19 protein-coding genes and 3 pseudogenes are annotated in these 23,047 nt (G+C 61.8%); 13 read left to right on the top strand and 9 right to left on the bottom strand.

Annotated elements, in window-relative coordinates:
* Positions 1-219: 219 nt before the first annotated feature.
* The 3 genes from IE187_RS19525 to IE187_RS19515 all read left to right on the top strand — a co-directional run bounded on the left by IE187_RS19525 (position 220) and on the right by IE187_RS19515 (position 4,919).
* Complete coding sequence (locus IE187_RS19525) at positions 220-2,592, top strand: heavy metal translocating P-type ATPase (RefSeq protein ID WP_189677682.1); 2,373 nt, start codon at positions 220-222, stop codon at positions 2,590-2,592.
* Positions 2,593-2,983: 391 nt separating this feature from the next.
* Complete coding sequence (locus tag IE187_RS19520; protein WP_189677681.1) at positions 2,984-4,300, top strand: glycosyltransferase family 4 protein; 1,317 nt, start codon at positions 2,984-2,986, stop codon at positions 4,298-4,300.
* 166 nt (positions 4,301-4,466) lie between these two features.
* Entirely contained in the window at positions 4,467-4,919 is a 453-nt protein-coding gene (locus IE187_RS19515; RefSeq protein WP_189677680.1) for a hypothetical protein, read from the top strand.
* 249 nt (positions 4,920-5,168) lie between these two features.
* Here the strand turns inward: IE187_RS19515 and IE187_RS19510 are convergent, their stop codons facing one another.
* From IE187_RS19510 to IE187_RS19500, 3 genes are all read right to left on the bottom strand, one after another.
* Complete coding sequence (locus IE187_RS19510) at positions 5,169-5,468, bottom strand: hypothetical protein (protein ID WP_189677679.1); 300 nt, start codon at positions 5,466-5,468, stop codon at positions 5,169-5,171.
* A complete protein-coding gene (gene dnaK, locus IE187_RS19505) occupies positions 5,465-7,375 on the bottom strand; it encodes a molecular chaperone DnaK (RefSeq protein WP_189677678.1) in 1,911 nt (636 codons plus the stop codon). Before dnaK ends, IE187_RS19510 begins: the two co-directional genes overlap by 4 nt.
* A gap of 112 nt (positions 7,376-7,487) precedes the next feature.
* Positions 7,488-8,084, bottom strand: a complete 597-nt coding sequence (locus IE187_RS19500; protein WP_189677677.1) for a nucleotide exchange factor GrpE — start codon at positions 8,082-8,084, stop codon at positions 7,488-7,490.
* Positions 8,085-8,366: 282 nt separating this feature from the next.
* On the opposite strand from IE187_RS19500, the gene IE187_RS19495 reads away from it, so the two are divergent.
* The 4 genes from IE187_RS19495 (at position 8,367) to IE187_RS19480 (ending at position 12,227) form a co-directional block, all read left to right on the top strand.
* Positions 8,367-9,272, top strand: coding sequence for an NAD(P)/FAD-dependent oxidoreductase (locus IE187_RS19495; protein ID WP_189677676.1), 906 nt, complete (start codon positions 8,367-8,369; stop codon positions 9,270-9,272).
* A gap of 150 nt (positions 9,273-9,422) precedes the next feature.
* Positions 9,423-10,919: an FAD-dependent oxidoreductase gene (locus IE187_RS19490; RefSeq protein ID WP_189677675.1), complete on the top strand. Its 1,497-nt coding sequence runs from the start codon at positions 9,423-9,425 to the stop codon at positions 10,917-10,919.
* Between the two features lie 10 nt (positions 10,920-10,929).
* Entirely contained in the window at positions 10,930-11,898 is a 969-nt protein-coding gene (locus IE187_RS19485; protein ID WP_229839567.1) for a DnaJ C-terminal domain-containing protein, read from the top strand.
* Entirely contained in the window at positions 11,895-12,227 is a 333-nt protein-coding gene (locus IE187_RS19480; protein WP_189677674.1) for a chaperone modulator CbpM, read from the top strand. The genes IE187_RS19485 and IE187_RS19480 overlap by 4 nt, the downstream gene beginning before the upstream one ends.
* Positions 12,228-12,385: 158 nt before the next feature.
* Here the strand turns inward: IE187_RS19480 and IE187_RS19475 are convergent, their stop codons facing one another.
* Complete coding sequence (locus tag IE187_RS19475; RefSeq protein WP_189677673.1) at positions 12,386-12,544, bottom strand: hypothetical protein; 159 nt, start codon at positions 12,542-12,544, stop codon at positions 12,386-12,388.
* Positions 12,545-12,573: 29 nt separating this feature from the next.
* On the opposite strand from IE187_RS19475, the gene IE187_RS19470 reads away from it, so the two are divergent.
* Positions 12,574-12,849, top strand: coding sequence for a hypothetical protein (locus tag IE187_RS19470; protein ID WP_189677672.1), 276 nt, complete (start codon positions 12,574-12,576; stop codon positions 12,847-12,849).
* A gap of 55 nt (positions 12,850-12,904) precedes the next feature.
* On the opposite strand, the gene IE187_RS19465 is transcribed toward IE187_RS19470, so the two are convergent.
* The 4 genes and pseudogenes from IE187_RS19465 to IE187_RS19450 all read right to left on the bottom strand — a co-directional run bounded on the left by IE187_RS19465 (position 12,905) and on the right by IE187_RS19450 (position 15,346).
* A complete protein-coding gene (locus IE187_RS19465) occupies positions 12,905-13,138 on the bottom strand; it encodes a hypothetical protein (RefSeq protein ID WP_189677671.1) in 234 nt (77 codons plus the stop codon).
* Positions 13,138-14,782: pseudogene (tnpC, locus tag IE187_RS19460) on the bottom strand (IS66 family transposase). Before tnpC ends, IE187_RS19465 begins: the two are co-directional and overlap by 1 nt.
* 49 nt (positions 14,783-14,831) lie before the next feature.
* Positions 14,832-15,173 carry an IS66 family insertion sequence element accessory protein TnpB gene (gene tnpB, locus IE187_RS19455; protein WP_140850199.1) on the bottom strand — a complete coding sequence of 114 codons (342 nt, stop codon included), beginning with the start codon at positions 15,171-15,173 and terminating at the stop codon, positions 14,832-14,834.
* Positions 15,170-15,346 carry a hypothetical protein gene (locus IE187_RS19450; protein WP_189677670.1) on the bottom strand — a complete coding sequence of 59 codons (177 nt, stop codon included), beginning with the start codon at positions 15,344-15,346 and terminating at the stop codon, positions 15,170-15,172. The genes tnpB and IE187_RS19450 overlap by 4 nt, the downstream gene beginning before the upstream one ends.
* A gap of 105 nt (positions 15,347-15,451) precedes the next feature.
* On the opposite strand from IE187_RS19450, the pseudogene IE187_RS19445 reads away from it, so the two are divergent.
* From IE187_RS19445 to IE187_RS19425, 5 genes and pseudogenes are all read left to right on the top strand, one after another.
* Positions 15,452-16,134, top strand: a pseudogene (locus IE187_RS19445) (IS3 family transposase); the annotation flags it as partial.
* 376 nt (positions 16,135-16,510) lie between these two features.
* Positions 16,511-18,292 carry a pyridoxal phosphate-dependent decarboxylase family protein gene (locus tag IE187_RS19440; protein WP_189677669.1) on the top strand — a complete coding sequence of 594 codons (1,782 nt, stop codon included), beginning with the start codon at positions 16,511-16,513 and terminating at the stop codon, positions 18,290-18,292.
* A gap of 74 nt (positions 18,293-18,366) precedes the next feature.
* Complete coding sequence (gene gadC, locus IE187_RS19435) at positions 18,367-19,974, top strand: glutamine/gamma-aminobutyrate antiporter GadC (protein ID WP_189677668.1); 1,608 nt, start codon at positions 18,367-18,369, stop codon at positions 19,972-19,974.
* Positions 19,904-20,776, top strand: a complete 873-nt coding sequence (locus IE187_RS19430; protein WP_229839566.1) for a MarC family protein — start codon at positions 19,904-19,906, stop codon at positions 20,774-20,776. The genes gadC and IE187_RS19430 overlap by 71 nt, the downstream gene beginning before the upstream one ends.
* A gap of 74 nt (positions 20,777-20,850) precedes the next feature.
* Positions 20,851-21,741 carry a hypothetical protein gene (locus IE187_RS19425; RefSeq protein WP_229839565.1) on the top strand — a complete coding sequence of 297 codons (891 nt, stop codon included), beginning with the start codon at positions 20,851-20,853 and terminating at the stop codon, positions 21,739-21,741.
* A 461-nt stretch (positions 21,742-22,202) separates the two neighbouring features.
* On the opposite strand, the pseudogene IE187_RS19420 reads toward IE187_RS19425, so the two are convergent.
* Positions 22,203-22,777: pseudogene (locus IE187_RS19420) on the bottom strand (helix-turn-helix domain-containing protein); the annotation flags it as partial.
* Between the last annotated feature and the right edge of the window lie 270 nt (positions 22,778-23,047).

The following is a 23,047-nucleotide window of genomic DNA, read 5'->3' as shown; positions in this document are numbered from 1 at the left end:
TGCATCGACTTGGATGGTTCTCCATACGCCGGTGTGCGCCCATGCGAATTGCCGTCCGAATGCGGATACTCGCTATGGGTCTTGCATAGGCACGATTTCGGACTGCCGCTTAACCGCTCCGTGACGGCAACACGAAAATACCGCAACGATCCACCCAACGAGCGTTTCGACCTTGAACATGGCAGCCGGCCTCAAAAACCAGTGAGTCGGAGAAGCGGCATGACGAAACTCATTAACGAGCATGATCATGAAGTTTCCGCCAGCTCTCGAGCTTGCAGTCATCTAACAACAGGCAAGGATGCCACCGCCGCGTGGAGGGATCCGGTCTGTGGCGTGGAGGTTGATCCCACCAAGGTGCCGCATCATACGATGCACGGGAACATTCAATTTCATTTCTGTTCAGCTGGCTGCAGCTCGAAATTCGTCGCGAACCCCCAGAATCATGTCAGCGGTCAATACAAGTTTGCTGTCGGAGCAAAGCCAGGCGGTGTGTGGACCTGCCCGATGCATCCGCAGATCCAGCGAAATGGGCCCGGAACTTGCCCAATCTGTGGTATGGCACTCGAGTCGGAAGAGCCAACGCAAGACGACGTCCCGAACCCGGAACTGGTCGACTTCACGCGTCGTGCCTGGATAGCCGCGGCACTCAGCGTGCCGTTACTTGCTATCTCCATGGGGGCGGAGATGATTGGGCGTCAGCTCGTCCCGTCAGGGATCGACCCCTGGGTCCAACTTGTGCTGACAGCGCCGATCGTTTTGTGGGCCGGCTGGCCGTTTTTCCAACGCGGCTGGAAGTCGATCGTGACCCGGCATCCCAATATGTTCACCCTCGTCTCGATCGGCGTCGGCTCTGCGTTTTCCTATAGCCTCATCGCGACCATCGCGCCGGCGCTCTTCCCGCCGTCGTTCCGGATGCACGGTATCGTGCCGGTTTATTATGAAGCCGCAGGCGTCGTCGTGACGCTCGTGTTAATGGGGCAGGTGCTCGAATTGCAGGCGCGCGCTGCTACCGGCCGTGCGATCCGTGCGCTGATGGATCTCACACCCAAGACCGCGCGGCGCCTTCGAAGCGATGGCAGCGAAGAGGAGGTCGGGCTCGCCGAGGTTGCGACGGGCGACCGTCTGCGGGTGCGGCCCGGTGAAGCGATGCCAGTGGACGGCGTGGTCGTCGAAGGGAAATCGTCAGTCGATGAATCGATGATCACTGGCGAGCCGACACCCGTTCTGAAGCATAGCGCTGCCCAAGCGACTGGCGGAACGATCAACGGCACCGGATCGCTGCTCATCGAGGCTCGTGCCGTCGGCGCCGACACCGTCCTTTCCCGCATCGTCAAAATGGTGGCCGAGGCACAGCGCAGTAGAGCGCCGATCCAGGCGATCGCCGATCGCGTCTCGGGGTGGTTTGTCCCACTCGTCGTGGGAATCGCGGTGCTGACGTTCGTCATATGGAATTTCGTCGGACCAGAGCCCCGCTTCGGCCATGCGCTGCTCAATGCCATCGCGGTCCTGATTATCGCCTGTCCCTGCGCGCTTGGCCTTGCAACGCCGATGTCGATCATGGTCGGCACGGGCCGCGGCGCGCGCGCAGGTGTCCTCATCAAGAACGCCGAGGCATTGCAGATGATGGACAGCGTCGACACACTCGTGATCGACAAGACCGGGACTCTCACCGAGGGGCGGCCCAAGGTAGCCGCGATTGAGCCGGTTAAAGGCATTGATCGCGACGCCCTGCTGGCAGCGGCTGCGGCGGTAGAAGGGCAATCGGAGCACCCACTCGCCCGCGCTATCGTGGTGGCGGCGCAGGAAGAAGGGCTGGTGCCGGGCAACGTGGAGCAGTTCGAATCCCAGACCGGGCTCGGCGTCAGTGGCTGCGTCGATGGCAAGGTAGTTGTGCTGGGCAACGCTGCACAGATGACCCGTATTGGGCTCGACGCTGCGCCGCTGGCCGAGGCCGGGGCGCGCTATCGCGCCGCCGGTGCCGGAGTGATGCTGGTCGCGATTGATGGGCACCTTGCAGGACTGCTCGCGGTTGCTGATCCGATTCGCGCATCCGCACGCGATGCGATTGCCGCACTGAAAGCCGAAGGGTTGCGGATCGTGATGCTTACCGGCGATGCCGAGGCCACTGCGCAGGCCGTGGCCAAAGCCATTGGCGGGATCGACGAAGTCCATGCCGGGCTAAAGCCCGAAGACAAGGCGCGGATCATCGGCGAACTCAAAGCCAAGGGTGCCAAGGTGGCGATGGCCGGGGACGGTATAAACGATGCGCCCGCGCTCGCTGCGGCCGATGTCGGCGTGGCGATGGGCACCGGTACCGATGTCGCGATCAAAAGCGCGGGTATGACATTGACGAACGGCGATCTTTCTGCCATGGTGCGAGCTCGTCGGTTGGCCAAGGCGACAATGCGCAACATCCGCCAGAACCTTTTTTTCTCGTTCGTGTTCAACGGCGTTGGCGTACCCCTGGCTGCAGGTGTACTTTATCCAATGACCGGTTTGTTGCTCTCACCCATGATTGCAGGCGCTGCAATGGCGCTATCGAGCTTCACCGTCGTAACAAATGCTCTACGGCTCAGCAGGGCAAAATTATGAGCATTGGTGCGGCATTGTCGGCCAGCACAGTCCCGAAGCCGATGATCCGCCAGCTTGAGCCGCTCGTAGTGCATTCGGCTCCAGGGATCGAAATATCGGTCAGCGCCCGCAGCTGACCGTCGCTGCGTACGCAAAATCCAGCAAAGTCTTGAGACATAGTTGGTTTTGGCCCGCGCCTTGGGCGCCGCCAGCTAATGTCATCGGGCAAGATGCGTAGTTTCCGACCCTACGAATCGCGCGGAATTAAAGTCTAATGTTTTGTGGGTTCAGGTCCGGTCCCAGCTGCGTCAAGATCACAACCGCTTCTCACGCACGTTGTCATCCGAATTAGCAGCGTTTTGATGAAGCCGTTTCCAGACCGACGGTTTGCCTTTCGTCGAAGGAACATCGGATGTACGCTATCGCTGACATTCGCAGGCCGCTTCTACAAACCGGCGGGCTAGGGTCAGCCGCCAATCATTCGAAAACGGTTACGCGCCCAACGCGGATCGCCTTGATTGGCAACGCTCTGCCGCGCCTTTGTGGTTTGGCGACGTTTACCAGCCATGTTTATGACGCGCTGGTTACCTGCTTTCCCGAGTGCTCGATCGATCACTATGCAATGGTCGATCCGGGGGGGCACTACTGTTTTCCAGAGTCGGTTACCCGATCAATCGAACAGACAGACGTCCAGAGTCACAGGTACGCCGCACAGGCAATCCGCGCCAGCGATGCAGACCTTATCTGGGTTCAACATGAGTTTGGGATCTTTGGCGGTCCAGCGGGATGCTACTTTCTTCAGATACTTGAGCAAACTGATACACCACTCGCCGTATCACTTCATACGGTGCTTGAAACGCCCGACTCCGATCAGCGCGAGGTGATAGAGCGCATTGCTGATCGTGCCGCGCTCCTGATCGTCATGGCCGAGCGTGCCCGCTCGATCCTGATAGGGAGCTATGGGGTCTGCCCAGCCAAAATCGCGGTGATACCGCACGGGATACCGGATCGAGCTTACGTCGAGCCTGCCCTGGCACAACGCTGCTTTGGCTTGGAGGAGCGGCCGACAATCCTCACCTTTGGCCTGCTTTCTCCAGGGAAGGGTATCGAAACCATGATCGAGGCTTTGCCGGCGATCCTCAAACGTTGCCCTAGTGCGCTGTACGCCGTCATAGGCGCTACGCACCCTCATCTGCTTGCATCCGAGAACGAAGCCTATCGTGAACGATTGCAGGCGCTCGCGACTGCGCTTGGCGTCGCGGGTCACGTGCACTGGGTGAACCGGTTTCTATGCGAAGCGGATCTGCTTGAACGGATTGCCGCCGCAGATGTCTATGTCACGCCTTACGGCAATCCCGCACAGATCACGTCTGGAGCGCTCGCTTATGCATTTGGGCTCGGGAAACCGATCGTCTCCACGCCCTATATCCACGCATGCGAGCTCCTCGCTGACGGTGGGGGGCAGCTGGTTTCGTTCGGGGACGTAGCCGGTACGGCAAAGGCCGTAGCGAACCTGCTAACCGACAATCCCCTGCGCGCTAAAACGGCAAAAATTGCCTACGCGCACGGCCGCTCCATGACGTGGCACAATATGGTCCGGCATGCGATGGACCACTTCGCTTTGATCACGGCCGCAGCAGCACCTGTTCCGGTTTCTACAGCCCGGCAGGCGGGTTACTCGAACGGTGCCACACGGCAAGTCGCGCTCGAGTTTGCCGCCTCCTATTGAGCTATCGCTGCCGGTCGGCAAGCCTCATCCAAATTCTACCAACTACTGGCGATTACCGCATAAAATACGGTGAGTACTTTCCGATGCTGCTCGCAGCCAGGCATTCCTCTTAGCGAAGATATCTCGCGCCGCGAGATTGTTCGTGCCCGCGAAACTGGAGATGATCGTGAAAAAACTCTATTCGGCTTTCGCCGCACTTGCCGTTGCGGGTACAATCGTAGCAACCGTCGCGATAGCCGCTCCGGCTGCTCGATCAGATCAGCCCAATGCGACCGCGACGTTCTCCACAGAAACTGTCGCGGTTGGCGCTCGATACACCTGGGGCCACGGAATCTTGAAGTATAATGGGCATAGTTATCCCTTCAAGGTTGAGGGTCTTGGAGCCGTTGGTGTCGGAGTCGACAAGGTTCACGGGGTAGCTGAAGTCTACCATCTGAAATCACCGTCGGAATTCGCGGGTACCTATGGCAGGGCAGCTATTGGAGCCTCGCTCGGCAAAGCCGGTGGTGAGAGTTCGACAATGTCGAACGAGCACGGTGTCGTGATGAACGTCCACGCCCGCGAGCGCGGCATTCAAGTTAATCTTGGCGTTGGCGGCGTGCACATCAAGATGTCCTAGCGCCAGCCAGATCGGACGAGAGTGCGCCGAAGGAATCGTCTTCGGCGCACTTTTCGTTGTATCGGACGAAATGTCGTGGGCTGGGGCAGGCCGCACACCAAATCACTGATTTAACTATCGTTCCTTCATCCTAAACCGTCTGGAGTTCGTTCGAGGATCGCTGCAACGCCTAATCTCGCGCCGCTCAAGCACGTCGACATCCACCGGCGGACGCGGACAATGTCACTCAGCGCCTGTGCAAATGTTGGGTCATGATACCCATGCCCTTACGAGCTTCTCCGCGTCATTCATCGTGTAATCGACCGCATTCATTGTCTCGAGATGCGTGAGATCGATCTCGCCCAAGAAGGTTACCTCGTGCCTCTGCTGGGTACGGACGCCACCCGGATAGTCGTAATAGATACCGTGACCATTGCAGGTCACACGGACGGTTACGGTGCGCGGTGACTGAGGCAGCACGCAGGCAGAAACATCATAAATTCTGCCTGCATGATCAAAACTACGCATCCTTACGGGCGGGTTTGGCTCACCCAGGGCCGCAGGAATCATCGTCCCGCGCCCGGACTGACATCTTCGAACTCTGCATCCACCGCGTGCTCGTTTGACGGGCCTGACGAAGGTTCGCCCGCCTCGGCTCCCGAAGAGCCGGTGGCGGCAGCCTTCTGCACGGCGTCCTCGATCCGGACCGCCACTTCCGCCAGATGCTCGGTGGCCTGAACGAGGCCGGGTTCAACACCCGCTTCGATGGCGGTTCGCACAGCGTCGAGCGCGGCCCGACCATCGGCTCGGTCGCCGGCGGCGATGCCGTCACCATGTTGGGCTAGCGTGCGTTCGACCTGGTGAGTCAGCGCATCTGCCTTGTTCTTCGCTTCGACGAATCCCCGCCGTACCTTGTCGGCCTCGGCATTGGTCGCAGCTTCCATCACCATGCGTTCGATATCGGCATCGCCAAGGCCGCCATTGGCCTGGATGCGGATCTGCTGTTCCTTTCCGGTAGCCTTGTCCTTGGCCTGGACAGCGACGATTCCGTTTGCATCAATGTCGAACGTCACCTCGATCTGCGGCATGCCGCGCGGGGCGGGCTGTATGCCCGTCAGGTCGAAATTGCCGAGCGCCTTGTTGTCGACGGCCATTTCGCGCTCGCCCTGGAAGACCTTGATCGTCACGGCGGATTGATTGTCATCGGCAGTCGAGAAGGTCTGGCTCTTCTTGCTCGGGATGGTCGTGTTGCGATCGATCAGCCGGGTGAACACGCCGCCAAGCGTCTCGATCCCGAGGCTGAGCGGGGTCACGTCGAGCAGCAGCACATCCTTGACGTCGCCGCGCAGGACCGCACCCTGGATCGCCGCACCGATCGCCACCACCTCATCGGGATTGACGTTACGGGCGGGTTCCTTGCCAAAGAACGCGCGTACGACCTCGATCACCTTGGGCATGCGCGTCATTCCGCCGACGAGCACGACCTCATCTATGTCGGCCGCCGTCACGCCGGCATCCTTGAGCGCAGCTTTGCACGGCTCCATCGTACGCTGGATCAGGTCGTCGACCAACGCTTCGAGCTTCGCCCGTGTCAGCTTGATCAGGAGGTGCTTCGGGCCCGATGCATCTGCGGTGATGAAGGGGAGGTTGATCTCCGTCTCCTTGGCCGATGACAGCTCGATCTTTGCCTTCTCGGCCGCCTCCTTGAGCCGCTGCAAGGCGAGCTTGTCGGTGCGCAGGTCGATGCCTTGCTCCTTCTGGAACTCCGTTGCTAGGAAATCGATGACGCGGACGTCGAAATCTTCGCCCCCGAGGAAGGTGTCCCCGTTGGTGCTCTTGACCTCAAACACCCCGTCGCCGATTTCGAGGATCGAAATGTCGAAAGTCCCGCCGCCGAGATCGTACACCGCGATCCGCCCACTGGTCTTCTTGTCCAGGCCGTAGGCGAGCGCCGCCGCGGTCGGCTCGTTGATGATGCGCAGGACCTCGAGGCCGGCAATGCGGCCAGCATCCTTCGTTGCCTGGCGCTGGGCGTCGTTGAAATAGGCCGGGACGGTGATGACCGCCTGCGTCACGGCCTCGCCGAGATAGGCTTCCGCTGTTTCTTTCATCTTGCCCAGGATGAACGCGCTAATTTGCGACGGCGGATATTTCCGGCCGCGTGTCTCTACCCAGGCATCGCCATTGTCACCACTGACGATGGCGTAGGGGACCAGGCTCTTGTCCTTTGCTGCGACCGGGTCATCGTACCGCCGCCCCATTAGACGCTTGACGGAATAGATGGTGTTTGCCGGGTTGGTGATCGACTGCCGCTTGGCGGCCTGGCCGACGAGCCGTTCGCCGTTCTCGGCAAAGGCGACGATGCTGGGCGTGGTCCGCGCACCTTCGCTGTTTTCGATGACGCGCGTTTCCTTGCCATCCATGACGGCAACGCACGAATTGGTGGTGCCGAGATCGATTCCGATGACTTTGCTCATGATCGTGGTCCTTATGGCTGGCTGATGCAGGAGAGAGGGGCAAATTGACGTGGCGGAAGCTGTGTTGAGAGCGATCGGGCGAGACGCCGCAAACCTGACTCGGTTCGATCGCCTAGCGAGGCTGTGCGGGGTTGTCGGTCGGGGGTTTGGCAACGACGACCATGGCCGGGCGCAGTAATCTGCCGTTGAGCGTCCAGGTGGGCGAGAGCGCCTGAAGGATTGTACCCGGCGTCTGTCCGTCGGCGACCAACTCCGCCATCGCCTGATGCAGATTTGGATCGAACGCGGTGCCGGTAGGATCGACCCGCTTGATTCCGTTCCGATCGAGCAGGGCGACAAAGCCGCGCTCGGTTTCGGTCAAACCTGCCCGTATTCCGGCGATGCTCGGAGCTTCCTCATCCGAAACCGGGGGCAATGTCTCGCGCCCGCGCCGGAGATTCTCGGCAGCCTCTACGACATCGCGCGCGAATGTCTCGATCGCGAAGTGTCGCATGTCGTCCAAGTCTCGTTTGGCGCGGGATCGGACGTTGGCATTCTCTGCCTCGGAGCGAACCCAGCGCTCGCGCATTTCGGCAAGCGCTGTCTCTAGGTGCGCGATCCGGCCGGCGCCCCCCCCATCGGGAGCAGCTTCGCCGGTAGGTTCGGTCCATACTGAGTCTTCGTGGGATGTCTCTGCGTCCTGCCGGGTTTTCTCGTGATCGGTGATCATCATTTCATCCCTGCAAAACCCGGCAAGCGCGTACGGAGCGTGCGCGAACCGGCCCCTTGGATGTAGGCCAGGCAACAGCTCTTCCGGCAGGATCGGAAACTACGCACCGGCTGCGATGCCATTGTGACGTTGTCGTTGGACGGGCTTCATCCGGAACGGAGTGCGACGGTTCTGTCCCCGATACCGACTAGGTAGTTTCCGCCGCTTCCGGGGGATCCCCGATGCAGCCAACCCGAAGCAGACTTAGCGGTCGCTCGCTCGCTGCGTATCGGAGTTTGCACAATGCTTGCCCTGGACTGTCTGATCATTGGTGGCGGGCCTGCGGGCCTGACCGCGGCGCTCTATCTGGCGCGATTCGAGCGCCGGGTCGTGGTGATCGACGGCGGGTGGAGTCGCGCCGAATGGATCACGCTCAGCCACAATATCCCGGGTTTTCCAGAAGGAATTTCGGGCCCGACGTACCATGACCACCTGCGTCAGCAGGTGCAGCTTTATGGCTGCACGCCGGAGAAAGGCTATGTGCGCACCCTGCGCTGGCGCGACGAGAGCGGATTTCTCGCGGAGTTGGAGGGGCGAACGATCTCGGCGCAGACCGTTATCCTCGCAACCGGCGTGGTCGAGAACAAGCCGCCGGTGCCGCATCTGGCCGATGCCGTTAAGAGTGGTCTGATACGGACATGTCCGATCTGCGACGGCTATGAGAGCCGGGACAAGCGTATCGCCGTGCTGGGCAACGGCCCCCATGCCGCGACTGAGGCGCTCTTCCTCAGAACCTATTCGAGCAAGCTGACGCTATTGTTGGTCGGCGATGTCGCCTTGACCTATCCGACGCACGAGCATTTGATCCAGAACGGCATCGAGATTCTGCAGATCGGCTCTGAGGCGATCGAGATGCAGGAGCATGGCGTTGCCGCTTTCTGTGCCGCTGATGGCCAATCGCACAGCTTTGACGTGGTCTACACGGCGTTCGGTACGACCGCGCAAAGCGATCTGGCCGCTTCGCTCGGAGCGCGGATGGACGATGCGGGCCGTCTGTTTGTCAGCGCGCATCAGGAAACGTCGGTCACCGGCCTGTATGCGGCCGGGGACCTTGTCCGCGGGCTCAACCAGATCAGCGTCGCAAACGGCGAGGCGGCGATCGCCGCGACCGCCGTCCACAATGCGTTGCCCAGGGTGCCGGCCGCTTGAGGCGGCGACCGGGCGCTGAGGGCGCCGCCCCGTAGGTAGATTCCGACGCTTTCGATCGACCCTCCCCACCCGCAACGTCGCGCGAGGAACTCAGCGCCTTTGCCAGATGCCGGGGTCGCCAAACGGTCCCGCTACCGAGATGGAAACACGATGATCGATGTACCGACCACATGGGACGAAGAGACAGATATCGTCGTCATCGGCTATGGCTTTGCCGGCGCGACTGCCGCGATCACGGCCTGTGACACGGGTGCGAAAGTGGTCCTGCTCGAAAAGGCACCCGAGGCGCATAAGGGTGGCAACAGCCGGGTGTCCGCCAATATCGTCTTCTGGCCTTCCGACGTCGCACAGGGCGCTGCCTATTTCAGGGCGCTTGCCGGGCCGTATCTCGACAATATTCCGGACGCCATGATCGCGGTCTGGGCGACGGAGATGCATGCGAACAAGGCATGGCTCGAGGGCCTCGGCATGACGCCGGTCGAGATGCCTTATGTGGAGTTCCCGCAGGCAGACGGCGCGGCATGCGTCCGCGTCCTGAAAAATGGCGATGGACCGATAGGGGGCGAGCGCCTGTGGCGCGTGATCGAGGCGGCCGTCGCGTGCCGACCCATCGCCATTTCCTATCAGACGCCTGCCTTCGCGTTGGTCAAGGATGGCGCAGACGTGGTTGGCGTGATCGCGGAGCGTGACGGCAAAAGCGTTTCCATCCGCGCGCGCCGCGCTGTGATCCTGACCTGTGGCGGGTTCGAAGCCAATCCAACGATGCTTCGGACCTTCGTCGATGGGCTGCCGAACCTCTATCCGGTCGGGACGCCCTATAATACCGGCGACGGCATCCGGATGGCGTCCGAGATCGGTGCCGAGCTGTGGCACATGAACAATGTCTCGGGCCCCATCCTCGCGTTCAAGGCGCCGGAGATCCCGGTCGCGCAATGGCTGAACCTTCCGCACGGCAGGAGCTATCTCTTCGTGGCAGCGGATGGCTCCCGCTTCACGATGGAGGGCGAACCCTGCTCAGTTGGCGACTTTCACGGCAAGGTCGAGCGACACGGTGTGTGGCAGCAGCAGACGCTGCCGACGCCCATCCATATGATTTTCGACGAGCCGTACCGACTGTCCGGGCATATCGGCAAGGCCACCACCGACTGGGATGTCGTTCACGGCAACTATTACGACTGGAGCGACGACAATCTGCGGGAGATCGAAAAAGGCTGGATCAAGAAAGCCGATACGGTGGCCGAGCTCGCGCGCCTGATCGACATTTCGCCCGAGGCCCTGGAGCGTACGGTCAGCCGCTTCAACGAGGCAGCCGGGCAGGGCAAGGATCACGACTGGGGGCGGACGCCAGACAGCTTGGCGGCACTTGTGTCGCCGCCTTTCTATGCGATGGAATTGACCCCGGCGCTGGTCAATACACAGGGCGGCCCTCGGCGCGATAAGGAGGCGCGGGTGATCGGATCCGACGGGGCGCCAATCGGTCGCCTCTACTCGGCGGGTGAACTCGGATCGATTTACCCGTTTCTCTACCAGGGCGGCGGCAATATCGGCGAGTGTTTCGCCTTTGGGCGCATTGCTGGAATGAATGCGTCGAAGGAGGTGTCCATCACTCCCGCCGCAGCCGAAGACCGCGTGGCGGTGCCCGCTTAAGCATCGTTGATTGCGCAAGATTGGCGCCGAAGCCGCCGCGGAAAGGGAAATTGTGGACGACCCCTACAAAACGCTGGGCGTTGCCAGCGACGCCAGCCAGGACGCCATCCGCAAGGCGTATCGCAAGCTTGCCAAGCAGCATCATCCCGACCTCAACCCCGGCAGTCCCAAGGCCGAAGAACTCTTCAAACAGATTGCTGCCGCCAACGCCCTGCTGTCCGATCCCGAGAAGCGCGCGCAATATGATCGCGGCGAAATCGACGCGGCGGGGCAGGAGCGCGCGCAGCGCCCGTCCTACCGTGAGCATGCCGACGGCACCGCCGGTGATCGCTATAGCCGGGGTGCGGGCGGGCAGGGGAGCTGGGACGCCGGTGATCTTGGCGACATCTTTGGGTCAATGTTCGGTGGTGGCAGGCGACCCGGCGGCGCGTTTCGGACTGACGGCAGCGACGAACGCTATGTCCTCACGACTGACTTTCTTGAAGCCGTCAACGGTGCAACACGCCGGCTCACATTGCCCGACGGTCGGGTTCTCGACGTGAAGATCCCACCGGGAGCCACTGAAGGGCTGGTGATGCGGCTACGCGGGCAGGGCGGACCCGGTCGCAATGGGGGGAAGGTCGGTGACGCGCTCATTGAAATTCATGTCGCACCGCACCCCTTCTTCGAGCGCCGCGGCCAGGACATAACAGTGACATTGCCGATATCGCTGTCGGAGGCCGTGCTCGGTGGTCCCATTGAGGTGAAAACTCCGCGAGGCCCGGTCAAGATGCAGATTCCACCCGGGTCCGATAGCGGGACCGAACTCAGGCTGCGGGGTCGGGGTGTTCCGCAATCCCCCGGCCATGCCGCGGGCGATCTCTATGCGACGCTGCGCGTCATGATCGGCAAACCCGATGACGCGCTGAGCGATTTCGTCAGGGATTGGAAACCGCACGACGTCGTCAATCCGAGGGGCAAAATGGAGAGCGTGGCATGATGAGCTTCGACCTACTTGTCCGCGATGTCGACGGCCTCGAAGACGCGGATCTGGCGCGTTGGATCGCCAACAGCTGGGTCAAACCCGAGCGGGCGGATGGACGATATGTGTTCGAAGAAATCGATATTGCGCGCGTGCATCTCATCTACGAACTGCGCCAGGAACTGGACGTCAACGAGGCCGCGTTGCCGGTCGTCCTCTTGCTGCTTGATCAACTCTATGACGTGCGCCGTCACCTCCTTGAGATTGGCGTCGCAATCGCTGAAACGGAGCCTGCTGGCCTGCACCGGGTACTCCAAGTGATTGCCGAGCGGCGGTCCGGCCGATGACGCTGCAACTGAACCGTTGACCGGCTGGTCATGGGCGGACGCAATAGAAGGCCAGCCACGTCGCCGCGTCAGCTCCTTCAACGATTGGTTCAGAAGGTGCGTCGTTGAGTTGCCCGGCGTTCACGCGGAACGCGCCACGCTGGAGGAAGTGGGCTGACTTATGATGCGATGCGCATCTGCCGGTGGCGAGTAGCCTGCGGTAGGCGGTAGAACTGATCTGCCATGCCGAAATGGCGGAACTTCGGGTCGTATGATGCGCTTGATAAAAGGCCGATCCAGCATCGCTCGACACCGGCGATCCCCGTCTTGTTCGGCATGCCCTTTTCGACCAATCTAGGAGGAAAGCATGATTCTCAAGAAACTTGCCCTTGGGTCCATTGCCCTCGTGCTTGCAACGGGCGCGCCGGCTTTCGCGCAAAACGGCATGATGAGTTCCGGCGGCATGCAGCCGGCCGGCATGAAAATAACAAAGTCGCAGATGGCGAGCATGAACCGGTGCAAGAAGATGTCACATCACATGATGACGAAGAACCGGACGTGCATGAAGATGATGAGAATGCACCCGGACATGATAAGCGAGGATGGCATTATGAATGACGGCAAGATGGACAAGAAGCACTGATAGGAGAGGGAAAGCGTACTTGGAGACGTATTCATCCGGCGAGGGCCGCGTTACCTCAGCTATCCCGCTTAACCTGCGAGCGTCGATCATCGAGCATTTCGCCGAGGCGGTCGAGGCCCCGTCGCGTGAACGCAGTGACGGACTCGGCTGTTTCGTCGAGACTGGCGATGACGCTGAGGCGGCCGTCTTCGGGTGACATCTGGTCGGCCAGTTCCTCGATGACGTCGAGATCGACCCGGAGTGGAAGTGCGGCGTAGCGACTTGTGAACACCATGGACGGTGCGGCCATCAGGCGGCTTTTGCGACCTGGTTCGCGGGCGACCAGTTCCAGGGTAGGAGTTCGTCTAGCCGAGCGGCGGGATGATCGGCGATACGGGCGAGGACGTCGGCGAGCAGGCCTGTGGATCGACGTTGCTGAGCCGTGCGGTCTGGATGAGGGTGTAAAGGATCGCGGCACGCTGCCCGCCACGATCGGAACCGCAGAACAACCACGCCTTGCGGCCAAGTGGGATGCAGCGAAGCGCACGCTTGGCGGCATTGTTGGAGATGCAGACTCTGCCATCATCGAGGAACCGGGTGAACGCCCCCAGGGCCGCAGCATGTAGTTGATCGCCTTGGCGAGGTCGTGGTTGCGCGACAACGTCGCGTGCTGGGCGGTGAGCCAAGCGTGGAGCTCGTTCATTACCGGCGCGCTGAGCTGCTGCCGCGCGGCCAGGCGATCGGCGGGAGGCTTGCCGTTGATCTCACGCTCGATGTCGAACAGGGTGTCGAGCCGTCGCACCGCCTCCAGCGCAATAGGGTAGATCATGCCGGCGTGTTCGCCGCGACTCTTCTTGCGAGCGGCACCGGCGACATCGGCGAGCTCGAAGAACTTGCGCCGGGCGTGCGCGAAGCAACCAGCCTCGCGCACCGGACCGGGCAAGCGGCCTTCGCGATACAGCGCACCATAGCCACCATAAGCGTCGGCTTGCAGGATCCCGGACCAGGTCGCGAGATGAGCCTGGGGATGTTCGCCGCGTCGGTCGCGTGAGTAATGGAACAGTGCCGCGGGCGGACCGGCACCGGCGAACGGCCGATCATCGCGGACGTACACCCACAATCGACCGACATCGGTCTTGACCTTGGCCATGACCGGTACGGTCGTGTCGTCGCCGTGCAGCCGCTCGGCGGCGAGGACATGCGCCTCGATGCGCCTGTAAAGCGGAGTGAGTGCCAACGCGGCGGCGCCGACCTGATCGGCGAGCGTGGAGACGCTGAGCGGCACGCCTTCGCGGGCGAACCGTTCGGCCTGGCGGTTGAGCGGCTGGTGCTGCCCATACTTCTCGAACAAGAGCATCGCGAGAAAGCTGGGGCCAGCCCACCCGCACGGCACGACATGGAACGGTGCCGGCGGCTGGCTGATCTTCTCACAGTCCCGACAGGCGACCCTCTCGCGCACGGTCTGAATGACCTTCCACGCGCGCGGGATCACCTCGAGCGTCTCGGTCACATCTTCGCCGAGCTTCGACAGGCGGGTGCCGCCACAGGCCGGGCACGCGCACGGCGCTGCGATGACCAAGCGCTCGCGCGGCAGATGGGAGGGGAATGGCTGGCGCGCCGGTCGCTTGCGCTCGAACGAGGCGACGCCGGTCGCCCTGGCGGCGGCGACTTCGGCGACGAGGTCGTCCGTGCCGGCGTCCGCTTCAAGGTCCTCGAGCTGCAACTCCATCTGCTCGAGCAGGCGGCGACTGCGCTCGGCGCTCGCGCCGCACTGTTCACGCCTGAGCCTGGCGATCTGCAGCTTGAGGTGCGCGATCATCGCCTGGGTCGCGCTCTCGCGCGCCGCGGCGTCGGCGAGGCGCGCCTCAGCCTCGTCGGCGCGCTGGATCGTGGCAGCAAGCAACGCCTTGAGCGCTGCGATATCATCCGGAAGAGGCGAAATGACGGCTTCCATGACGCAGAGTGAATCATCCTCCACGCCCTCATGCAAGCCGCAAAATGCGCTATCCCGCGCTCGCCGGGCGCCAGCTATACTGCGGATTACGCCAGTCTATCCCGTCGAGCAGGCAGGCCAGCTGCGAGCGCGTCAAGGACACCACGCCATCCTTCGCCGAGGGCCAGATGAAGCGGCCGCGCTCGATCCGCTTGGCGTAGAGCGATGCGCCGATCCCGTCGTGCCAGATGATCTTCACCAACGATCCGGCACGACCTCGGAACACGTACAGGTCGCCGCCATGGGGATCGCGGCCGAGACCTTGCTGCACCAGCAGAGCCAGACCCTGCATCCCCTTGCGCATGTCGGTGTGGCCCATCGCGATCCACACCCGCGCATCCGACGGGATCATCGCATCGCCTTCAAGGCCGCCGCAACCAGAGCCGGTGACGCTGAAGCAAAGATCTTCAGCCGCCCGCCGTCGGGCAGATCGAAAACGGCAGCGACAACGGGCTCGCACACTTGTTGGGGTCGCTCATCCACCAGCACCGCCGGCACGAAGGCCGGGTCCGCCTGGCGCCGCATCGCTCGACGCCACTCGTAGATCAGGTGACCTGCTGCCCGTTTCCTGGACCGTTTTGAGCTGGAAAATTCCAGTATAGGATTGAGGGTCAGGTAATGGAGTGAGCGATGAAAAGATCGAAGTTCAGCGAGGCGCAGATCGCGTTCGTGTTGAAGCACGCCGAGGACGGCACGACGATCGGCGAGGTATGTCGCAAGGCTGGGATCAGCGACGCGACATTCTATGCGTGGCGTAAGAAGTACGCCGGGCTGATGCCGTCGGAGATGCGGCGACTTCGGCAGCTCGAGGATGAGAACGCGAAGCTCAAGCGGCTGGTGGCCGACCTGAGTCTCGACAAGGCGATGTTGCAGGATGTCGTCTCGCGAAAGCTCTGAGGCCTGATCGGCGGCGTCAGCTCATCGATGATGTCCGAAGCATCTGGTCCGTCAGCATCAGACGGGCGTGCAGCGTGCTTCGGGCAGAGCGATCAAGCTACCACTATCGTGGATGCCGTGCGGATCAGGCCGACCTGAAGAAGCGGATGCGGGAGATCGCCGAGACGCGCGTGCGCTACGGCTATCGCCGGATCCATGTGTTGCTGCGGCGGGAGGGCTGGGACGTGAACGCGAAGCGAGTATATCGTCTTTACAAAGAGTTGGGGCTGCAGCTGCGCCAGAAGCCACCGAAGCGCCGGGTGAAGGCGAAGTTGAGGGAAGGCCGCTGCGCGGCGTCATGTTCGAATGAAGTGTGGGCCATGGACTTTGTCCATGACCAGCTCGCGACGGGATCGAAGCTGCGCGTCCTGACGGTGAGCGCGGGAGGGCGGCGGCTGACGCGGCATTGACACTAGCCCGCCTGCTAAATCAGCGGCGCGGCTACAGAACTTGTAAGGGATACGCTCATCCCTCCTGCGCTGCTTACCGTCTCAATCCGTGCGCCGAGCTGTTTAGCCAAGGCCTCCACGATTGTCGTGTTCAGCCCAGAGCGACTGGCAGTAGCGCCCTCCAGCTTGCCGACGCCATTGTCCAACACCCCGAGCTTCCAGCTTGCATCGCTGATGTTGAAGATTACGGCAACGCGCTCGAGATGCGTATTTTCCGATACTGCCGCTCACCAGCGTTGTGGCTCAGAGAGGACGGGACTGCCGTCTCCGGCTTCCCTGCGGACGGTTTATCTCGAGGACAGTCATGGAAAATCTCAGCACTACGGCGTCAGCGATCAAGCACGCTTCTGCAACGTCCGACGATGGGGAGGTGGTCATCAGCTCAGCGGTCGACAGGCATGAACCGCGGTGGGCGAATTATCATGCCAAGATGGCAAGCGAATTCCCGTCACCCTTCCGCGGTGGCAAGGATCCCCTTGCGGCTCAGCTTGAGAAGTTCGTCGAGAAGCTCGATCTGCTCCGGCCGGAGAAGAACGGTCCTGCCTATCTCGGCAAGAGCGGGGCGCTCAGCTACGCTTACCCCGACGTGAAAAACGTCACGGTTCCCCAAGAAATGGGTGATCTCGACGCTGTGCTCGACGACGTAGTCAAGCTGTTCGAGGGGGCACCTAACTGGGGCCACCCGCTCACGATGTGCAACGTTATCCCGCAATCGAACACGGCGGCGATCATCGCCTCGATGCTGTCACAGGTTTTCTCGGCAAATATCCTTGAGGGCGAATACGCGTGGAATGTCCATCGTGCGGAGCTTGAAACCGCGGGTATGCTCGGCAATATGTTCGACTGGAACCCGGTCAATACGGGCGCGATCTACACTTACGGTGGCGGGGGATGCTGGACCTATGGGCTGAAATACGGCCTGACCCGCGTACTCACGGACTCCCGCAACAAGGGCATCCGCACCGACGCCAAGGTGATCTGTTCGCAGCAGGCGCACTATGTCCAGCAGAACGCTACCGACTGGCTGGGGCTCGGCATGGACAATATCGTCCACGTCCGCACAGATGTTGCGACCAACCAGATGGATCTCGGGCATCTTGAAGAATTGCTGCGCGATTTCGCAGCGCAGGGCGTTCCGGTGGCAACCGTCGTTTGCACCATGGGCACGACAGATGCGAGCGCGTTTGACCCGATTGGAAAGGTCCGCGAGGTCATGGATCGCCATCCCAACCCCGAGGGGTTTGGCAAGGCAGTGCTATACGCCGATGCCGTGGTCGGCTGGTCGTGGATCTACTTCAAGGATTACGACTTCGACACCAACCCCCTCCAGTTCTCGGACCGGATCCTGCCGGTGCTCAAAGCTAACGGCCAGGCCATGCGAGAGCTAAGTTATGCCGACGCCGTCGGCATTGATTTTCACAAAGTGGGCTGGGCACCCTATGTCAGCAGCTGCTTTCTCTACCAGAACGCGACTGAGTTCGAGTCCATCCATCGCCGCGGTGCTGACGCTTATTTGCAAGCCCGCACGCCGTATAACCCAATGTATTACACGCTCGAGGTCTCGCGCACGGCGTCCGGCTCGCTCGCCGGTTGGGCCACGCTCAAGTACTTCGGTAAGGAAGGCATGCAGGCCGTTCTTGGCGGTATTCTGGAGTCCAAATATTACCTCTACGATGTGCTGAGTGCGCATCCGGACATGGTCTGCGTCAACCCGGATGACAGTGGACTGATCACGCTCTTCCGGGTCTACCCGAAGGACGTCGACGCCAAGGTCCAATATGGTCGCGAGCTCAACGATCCAGCGATGCGCAGCGACCTGATCAAGCACAACCGCCTCACCGAGGCGGTTGGTAACAAGCTGTTCGAGTGGTTCCGGGCCGGGAAGCAGATCGATGGCAAGCACACTCCGTACATGAGCTTCAGTACGGGTTTCAGGGACGCTTGTTATAATCGCGACGGAACTGATGCCGAGGCGGTGGTTTACGCGCTGAAGTCGTTCCCGATGAACGTCTTCATCACGCCAGAGACAATGAAGTGGGCATTACGCTGCGTCGAGGAGGCCCGTGACGAAGTCCTGAACGCCTGACGCTGTCGCGTGGCGCCTGACACCGCCGGGCCTCGCGGCCCGGCGGAACCGCCTCTTTCGAAGGTTGAACCCCTATGTCCGCTCCGATCGCTCCCCCGATCGCGCCGCCCGGCGAGAAACCTGGCGTCGCGAGCTGGCTCGCCCATGGCGGCAAGGCCAAGCCCGCCAAGGCGAAGGCGGTCATCGGCATGATGGCGTTCGCGATTATGAACGTGACGACGATCGTGAGCCTGCGCGGCATGCCGGCGCAGGCCGAATATGGTCTCGCCTCCATCTTCTACTATCTTTTTGCTGCCGTCGTCTTCCTGATCCCGGTATCGCTCGTGGCCGCGGAACTCGCCGCCGCGTTTCCCAAGCAGGGAGGGGTGTTCCGGTGGGTCGGTGAGGCCTTCGGCCCGCGCTGGGGGTTCGCCGCTGTTTACTATCAGTGGCAGGCGATCGTGATCTGGTTTCCTACCGTGCTCATCTTCGCAGCCGCTGCGCTGGCATATATCTGGTGGCCACCAACCTTCGACGAGGCGCTGTCCAACAACAAGCTTTACACGATCATTGTCCTGCTCGCAGTCTACTGGTTCGTGACGCTGTTCACATTCCGCGGCATGCAGGCGTCGGCCCGGTTGAGCTCGCTGGGAGGGCTTTTCGGCACGATCATCCCAGGGGGCATCCTTATCGCGTTGGGCATCGCCTATGTCGCGATGGGCAAGCCGATGCACCTGGCTCTCGACACCGGATTCATTCCGGATTTCGGCAACTTCCATAACATGGTGCTGGCAGCCGGCATTTTTCTCTACTTCGCCGGCATGGAGATGCAGGCGGTACATGTTCAGAGCCTCGCTAACCCCTCGCGCAACTACCCGCTCTCGGTTCTGATCGCGACGGTCATGGTCGTGGCGATCTTCGTGCTGGGCACACTCGCGGTGGGTGTCGTGATCCCGCGTGAGGCGATCGATCTAAATCACGGGCTGCTCGTCGCCTACAGCGCGCTTTGGTCCTCGTTCGGCTTACCTTGGCTTGGCAATGTGATGGCGGCGATGCTCGCGTTTGGCGTGCTCGGACAGGTCAGCGTCATCGTCGCCGGCCCCTCGATGGGACTGCTGGCGGTCGGCAAAGCGGGCTATCTCCCGCATCTTCTGCAGAAGACTAACACTCACGGCATACCGGTGGCCATCCTGGTGCTCCAGGGCCTGCTCGTGACCCTGCTCTGCGTTAGTTTCACCGTGTTGCCCTCGGTTCAGTCGGCCTATCAGCTGCTCAGCCAGATGGCCTCGATCATCTACCTTGTCATGTATCTCATCATGTTCGTGGCGGGCATCCGGCTACGCTATACCCAGCCTGACCGGGTGCGGCCCTTTCGGATCCCGGGTGGCAATGTCGGCATGTGGCTGGTCGGCCTTGTCGGCCTGGCCGGCGCCGTCGTCGCGATCGCCTTCAGCTTCATACCGCCGGGCCAGATCAACACGGGCAATCCCGCGCTGTATGTCGGTAGCCTGCTGCTGGGCTCTGTGATCTTCCTCTCCATTCCCTTCATCATCTACGCGTTCCACAAGCCCAGCTGGAAGGCCGCGGACTCGGATTTCGAACCGTTCGAAGCCGAAGCTCCCGCTCCCGCGATTGCGGCCGCAGGTCCACCGGCGCGCGCCGCGCCTGGCCAGTCTCCTCGTCTCGTCCCAATCGGATCGTGACGGCGACGACCACCCGGTCCAAGGCCAGGCTCGTCCGCCGACCGCCACCGCTCCCCTCCTGTCTCGAAAGCGTTTGGTGATGAACGAAGGCTCCTTCCTTGCAATGATCGTGGGTCTGTTCGCGATCACCGCGCCGATCGCGGTCCTCCCGCTCTTCATCGCTGCGACCGACGGCCAGTCTGGCGCGGGCCGACGCAAGACCGCGCTTGTCGCTACAGCGACCTACGTCGTTGCCGGTCTCATCGCACTATTCGTCGGCAATGCGGTATTGGGCGTGTTCGGCGTGAGCGTCGCTGCGCTACGGGTTGCCGGAATGGCCGTGATTGGTGTGATCGGCTGGAAAATGCTGAACGCGCCGACGCCAACGTTAGCGTCCGGTGAAGCGCCTGGGTCGAGCGGTCGCGCGACCCGCAACCATCATCACCATTCGGCATCGAACACGACGGTTGCCATTGCCGCGACAGTACCGACCGAAGGCGGACCGTCGCCTGTCTCGGTTGGGATCATGCCATTGGGCTTTCCGATCTATGCAGGGCCAGGTGTTTTGTCAGTGATCATCGCCTGGGGCAGCGGCGCCAGGCAGGTCTATCTCGCCGCGATCGTCGCGATCGTGGCAAACGGTGCTATCATCCTGCTGCTCGACTTGCTTGCCGAGCCGATTACGCGGGTTGTCGGCGCAGAGGGGCTCCTCGTCACCGAGAAGGTGTTTGGCCTGATCGTTGTCGCAATCGCGATCGGCGGGATGGCGGCGGCCCTGCTCGTGCTCTTTCCTGGACTCGCGGGCGTGGGGGCGGTCCGATGAGGCGCGTCCTGGCGCTGAGCGTCTGTCTGATCCCGCTCATCATGGAGTCCCCCGCTTGTGCTCAGGAGGCAGACTTGGCGGTTCGCAACCAGTGGTTTACAGGATCGCTGGAAGCGTCATCGCCCGCGTTGAGCAAGGCGGGCACGCTCGCGCTCGAGCCCTATATTATCTATCAGATCAACACGGGCGCCTACGACAACCACGGCCATCATGGCACTGTCGCGCACGACGTCGATCAGCTTCAGGCGGTCATCGTCCTTAAGTATGCAGTGACCGACCGGCTCAGCATCCAGGCCCTGCCATCGTTCGATCATGTATCGAATGATCAGGGGTCATCGAGCGGGCTGGGCCTGGGCGATCTGCCGCTGGAGTTGGAGTACCGATTCAAGGACGAGAATGGCCGCACCGGTTCGCCGTCGATCACGGGGAGCATCGGGATTAACCTTCCGACGGGCGATTATCAGCATCTGAGCAATCAGCTGAACGGGATCGGCAGCGGCGCCTATTCTGCCAAGCAAGGCATCGTCGTTGAATCTCTATTCGATACAAGAGGCGGCCACCCGGTGCGGGTAAGGCTTTTCGCCTCCGTTTACGAACCACTAGCGCCAACGTCGATCAGGGACGCAAGCGTCTATGGCACCGATGCGGGGTTCCGCGGGCGGGCAAAGCCCGGCGTCTCTGGTCAGGTCGGCGTGGCAGCTGGATATGCGATCGATCAACGCTGGGTTCTGGCCTTAGACGTGGTGCAGAACTATGTCGCCCGCTATCGCCTGACCGGCGTCGACCGGACCAGTGACCCGGTCGCTGCTTATGGCAGGGATCGAAGCACTACGGCATTAGCCCCGGCAGTCGAATATAACTGGTCTGCAAATGCTGGCCTCATCGCAGGCGTGGAGTTCTCGGTAGCCGGGCGCAACACTTCTTCTTACATTGCCCCGCAGATTGCGTTCGCCTTTTCATTTTAAAGCGATTTCGGCGATGTCGGCCTTCTCCAAAACCGATCTCGCGACGGCCATCGCAGTCGGGCGTCCTGTCATAAGTCTCTTTAGCGCCGCGTCGGTCGCACCAGTGGGTCGCCCTTCGTCGTCATGCCAAAGGGGCAGCTCTGTCTCGGTCGTTACAGCGTGAATTTGCACGGCGCCTCGGCTGCGGCCCGCGAAGTCGTTAATTTTCGGAGCGATAGGTCGGGCTCGCCTACCTTAAACGCATCCCGCTCAAGCCGGCGTTCGAGCGGTCGACAATGAGCGACGATCGTGCGTGGGGCACGGCAGCGACGTGGTTCGTCAGTGCGGCGGCAAGCCGCAACCGGCGCACGCGGATCTACAGGGGTGGACGTCGAGATTGGCGGATGCCTCCACTCGCCGATTTGCGAAGGCCGAAGATGGCGTTGCGCGAGCGGGCATGGATGGCCTTGTCCCTGGAACTAGATTTCTGTCGGTGTGCCCCGCGCGAGCGTGGCTATGACCTTGTCCAGCTCGGCGGCAAAGCCCCCTTTTTGAAAGCTTCGATCGCCTCTGGATCCTGCGCGTGGTGCTTGGGCCGAGCAGACAGTTTGCGGTAGCCCAACGCGCGAAGCTCGCGGCTCCGCGTCGGCCTCGAAACCGACACGGAAAAATCGTCCCACAGCATCTGCGCCAGGTCGATGATCCGCCAGCGCACCACGCCGTGCGCGGCCGGAATCGGACCCCCCTCGATCGCCTCGAGCAGAGCCGCGCGGTGCGTCGCATTTAGGAGCGGCGGCTTGCCCGGGGCCTTTCGATCGATCAATCCGTCAGGCCCCGACGCACTGAACTTCAACACCCAGTCCCGAACGATCTGCACCGTAACGCTACCGAGGCGCGCGGCCTCCGTCCGGCTCGAACCCTCATAGATCGCCGCCAACGCGAGCAGGCGTCGCGCCTGCGCACCATCCTTCGATTTACGAGCAGCGGACCGTACCGTGACAGCGTCGAAATCGGTGCGAAGCGCGGTCGGCATGGCAAACTCCTGTCCGTTTGCCATGTTGAATCAAACCGAGCCGCCGGGGGACAACCCCCTCCGAGTCACGATCAACGGATCTTGGTATTAAGCGAATTTTGGCGGTCCCGCTTCAGCGCTTATCTACACCTGACAGCTTCTAGACCGTTCATCACCACCTCGCGACGTTCGCGACCGACGAAACAAATACAAGAGTGGTTGGGCAGCAAGCGGCCTAAGAGCCCGACCGAAAATTGAGTTGAGCGATTTCAGTAGCTTGTGATTCACCGGGGTTTGCGAAGACCACGAGGATCA

This window comes from Sphingomonas glacialis, assembly GCF_014653575.1.
Classification (GTDB): Bacteria; Pseudomonadota; Alphaproteobacteria; order Sphingomonadales; family Sphingomonadaceae; genus Sphingomonas; species Sphingomonas glacialis.
This window is presented reverse-complemented; position numbering and strand designations above follow the sequence as displayed.

Bases quoted from the DNA above. Each gene is read 5' to 3' on its own strand.
- IE187_RS19480 (WP_189677674.1), top strand. From the start codon at position 11,895: ATGATGAGCTTCGACCTACTTGTCCGCGATGTCGACGGCCTCGAAGAC.
- IE187_RS19465 (WP_189677671.1), bottom strand. From the start codon at position 13,138: ATGGCCGCACCGTCCATGGTGTTCACAAGTCGCTACGCCGCACTTCCA.
- IE187_RS19490 (WP_189677675.1), top strand. From the start codon at position 9,423: ATGATCGATGTACCGACCACATGGGACGAAGAGACAGATATCGTCGTC.
- IE187_RS19495 (WP_189677676.1), top strand. From the start codon at position 8,367: ATGCTTGCCCTGGACTGTCTGATCATTGGTGGCGGGCCTGCGGGCCTG.
- IE187_RS19475 (WP_189677673.1), bottom strand. From the start codon at position 12,544: ATGCCGAACAAGACGGGGATCGCCGGTGTCGAGCGATGCTGGATCGGC.
- IE187_RS19510 (WP_189677679.1), bottom strand. From the start codon at position 5,468: ATGATTCCTGCGGCCCTGGGTGAGCCAAACCCGCCCGTAAGGATGCGT.
- IE187_RS19450 (WP_189677670.1), bottom strand. From the start codon at position 15,346: ATGCGGCGCCAGGCGGACCCGGCCTTCGTGCCGGCGGTGCTGGTGGAT.
- IE187_RS19440 (WP_189677669.1), top strand. From the start codon at position 16,511: ATGGAAAATCTCAGCACTACGGCGTCAGCGATCAAGCACGCTTCTGCA.
- IE187_RS19520 (WP_189677681.1), top strand. From the start codon at position 2,984: ATGTACGCTATCGCTGACATTCGCAGGCCGCTTCTACAAACCGGCGGG.
- tnpB (WP_140850199.1), bottom strand. From the start codon at position 15,173: ATGATCCCGTCGGATGCGCGGGTGTGGATCGCGATGGGCCACACCGAC.
- IE187_RS19525 (WP_189677682.1), top strand. From the start codon at position 220: ATGACGAAACTCATTAACGAGCATGATCATGAAGTTTCCGCCAGCTCT.
- gadC (WP_189677668.1), top strand. From the start codon at position 18,367: ATGTCCGCTCCGATCGCTCCCCCGATCGCGCCGCCCGGCGAGAAACCT.
- IE187_RS19470 (WP_189677672.1), top strand. From the start codon at position 12,574: ATGATTCTCAAGAAACTTGCCCTTGGGTCCATTGCCCTCGTGCTTGCA.
- IE187_RS19500 (WP_189677677.1), bottom strand. From the start codon at position 8,084: ATGATCACCGATCACGAGAAAACCCGGCAGGACGCAGAGACATCCCAC.
- dnaK (WP_189677678.1), bottom strand. From the start codon at position 7,375: ATGAGCAAAGTCATCGGAATCGATCTCGGCACCACCAATTCGTGCGTT.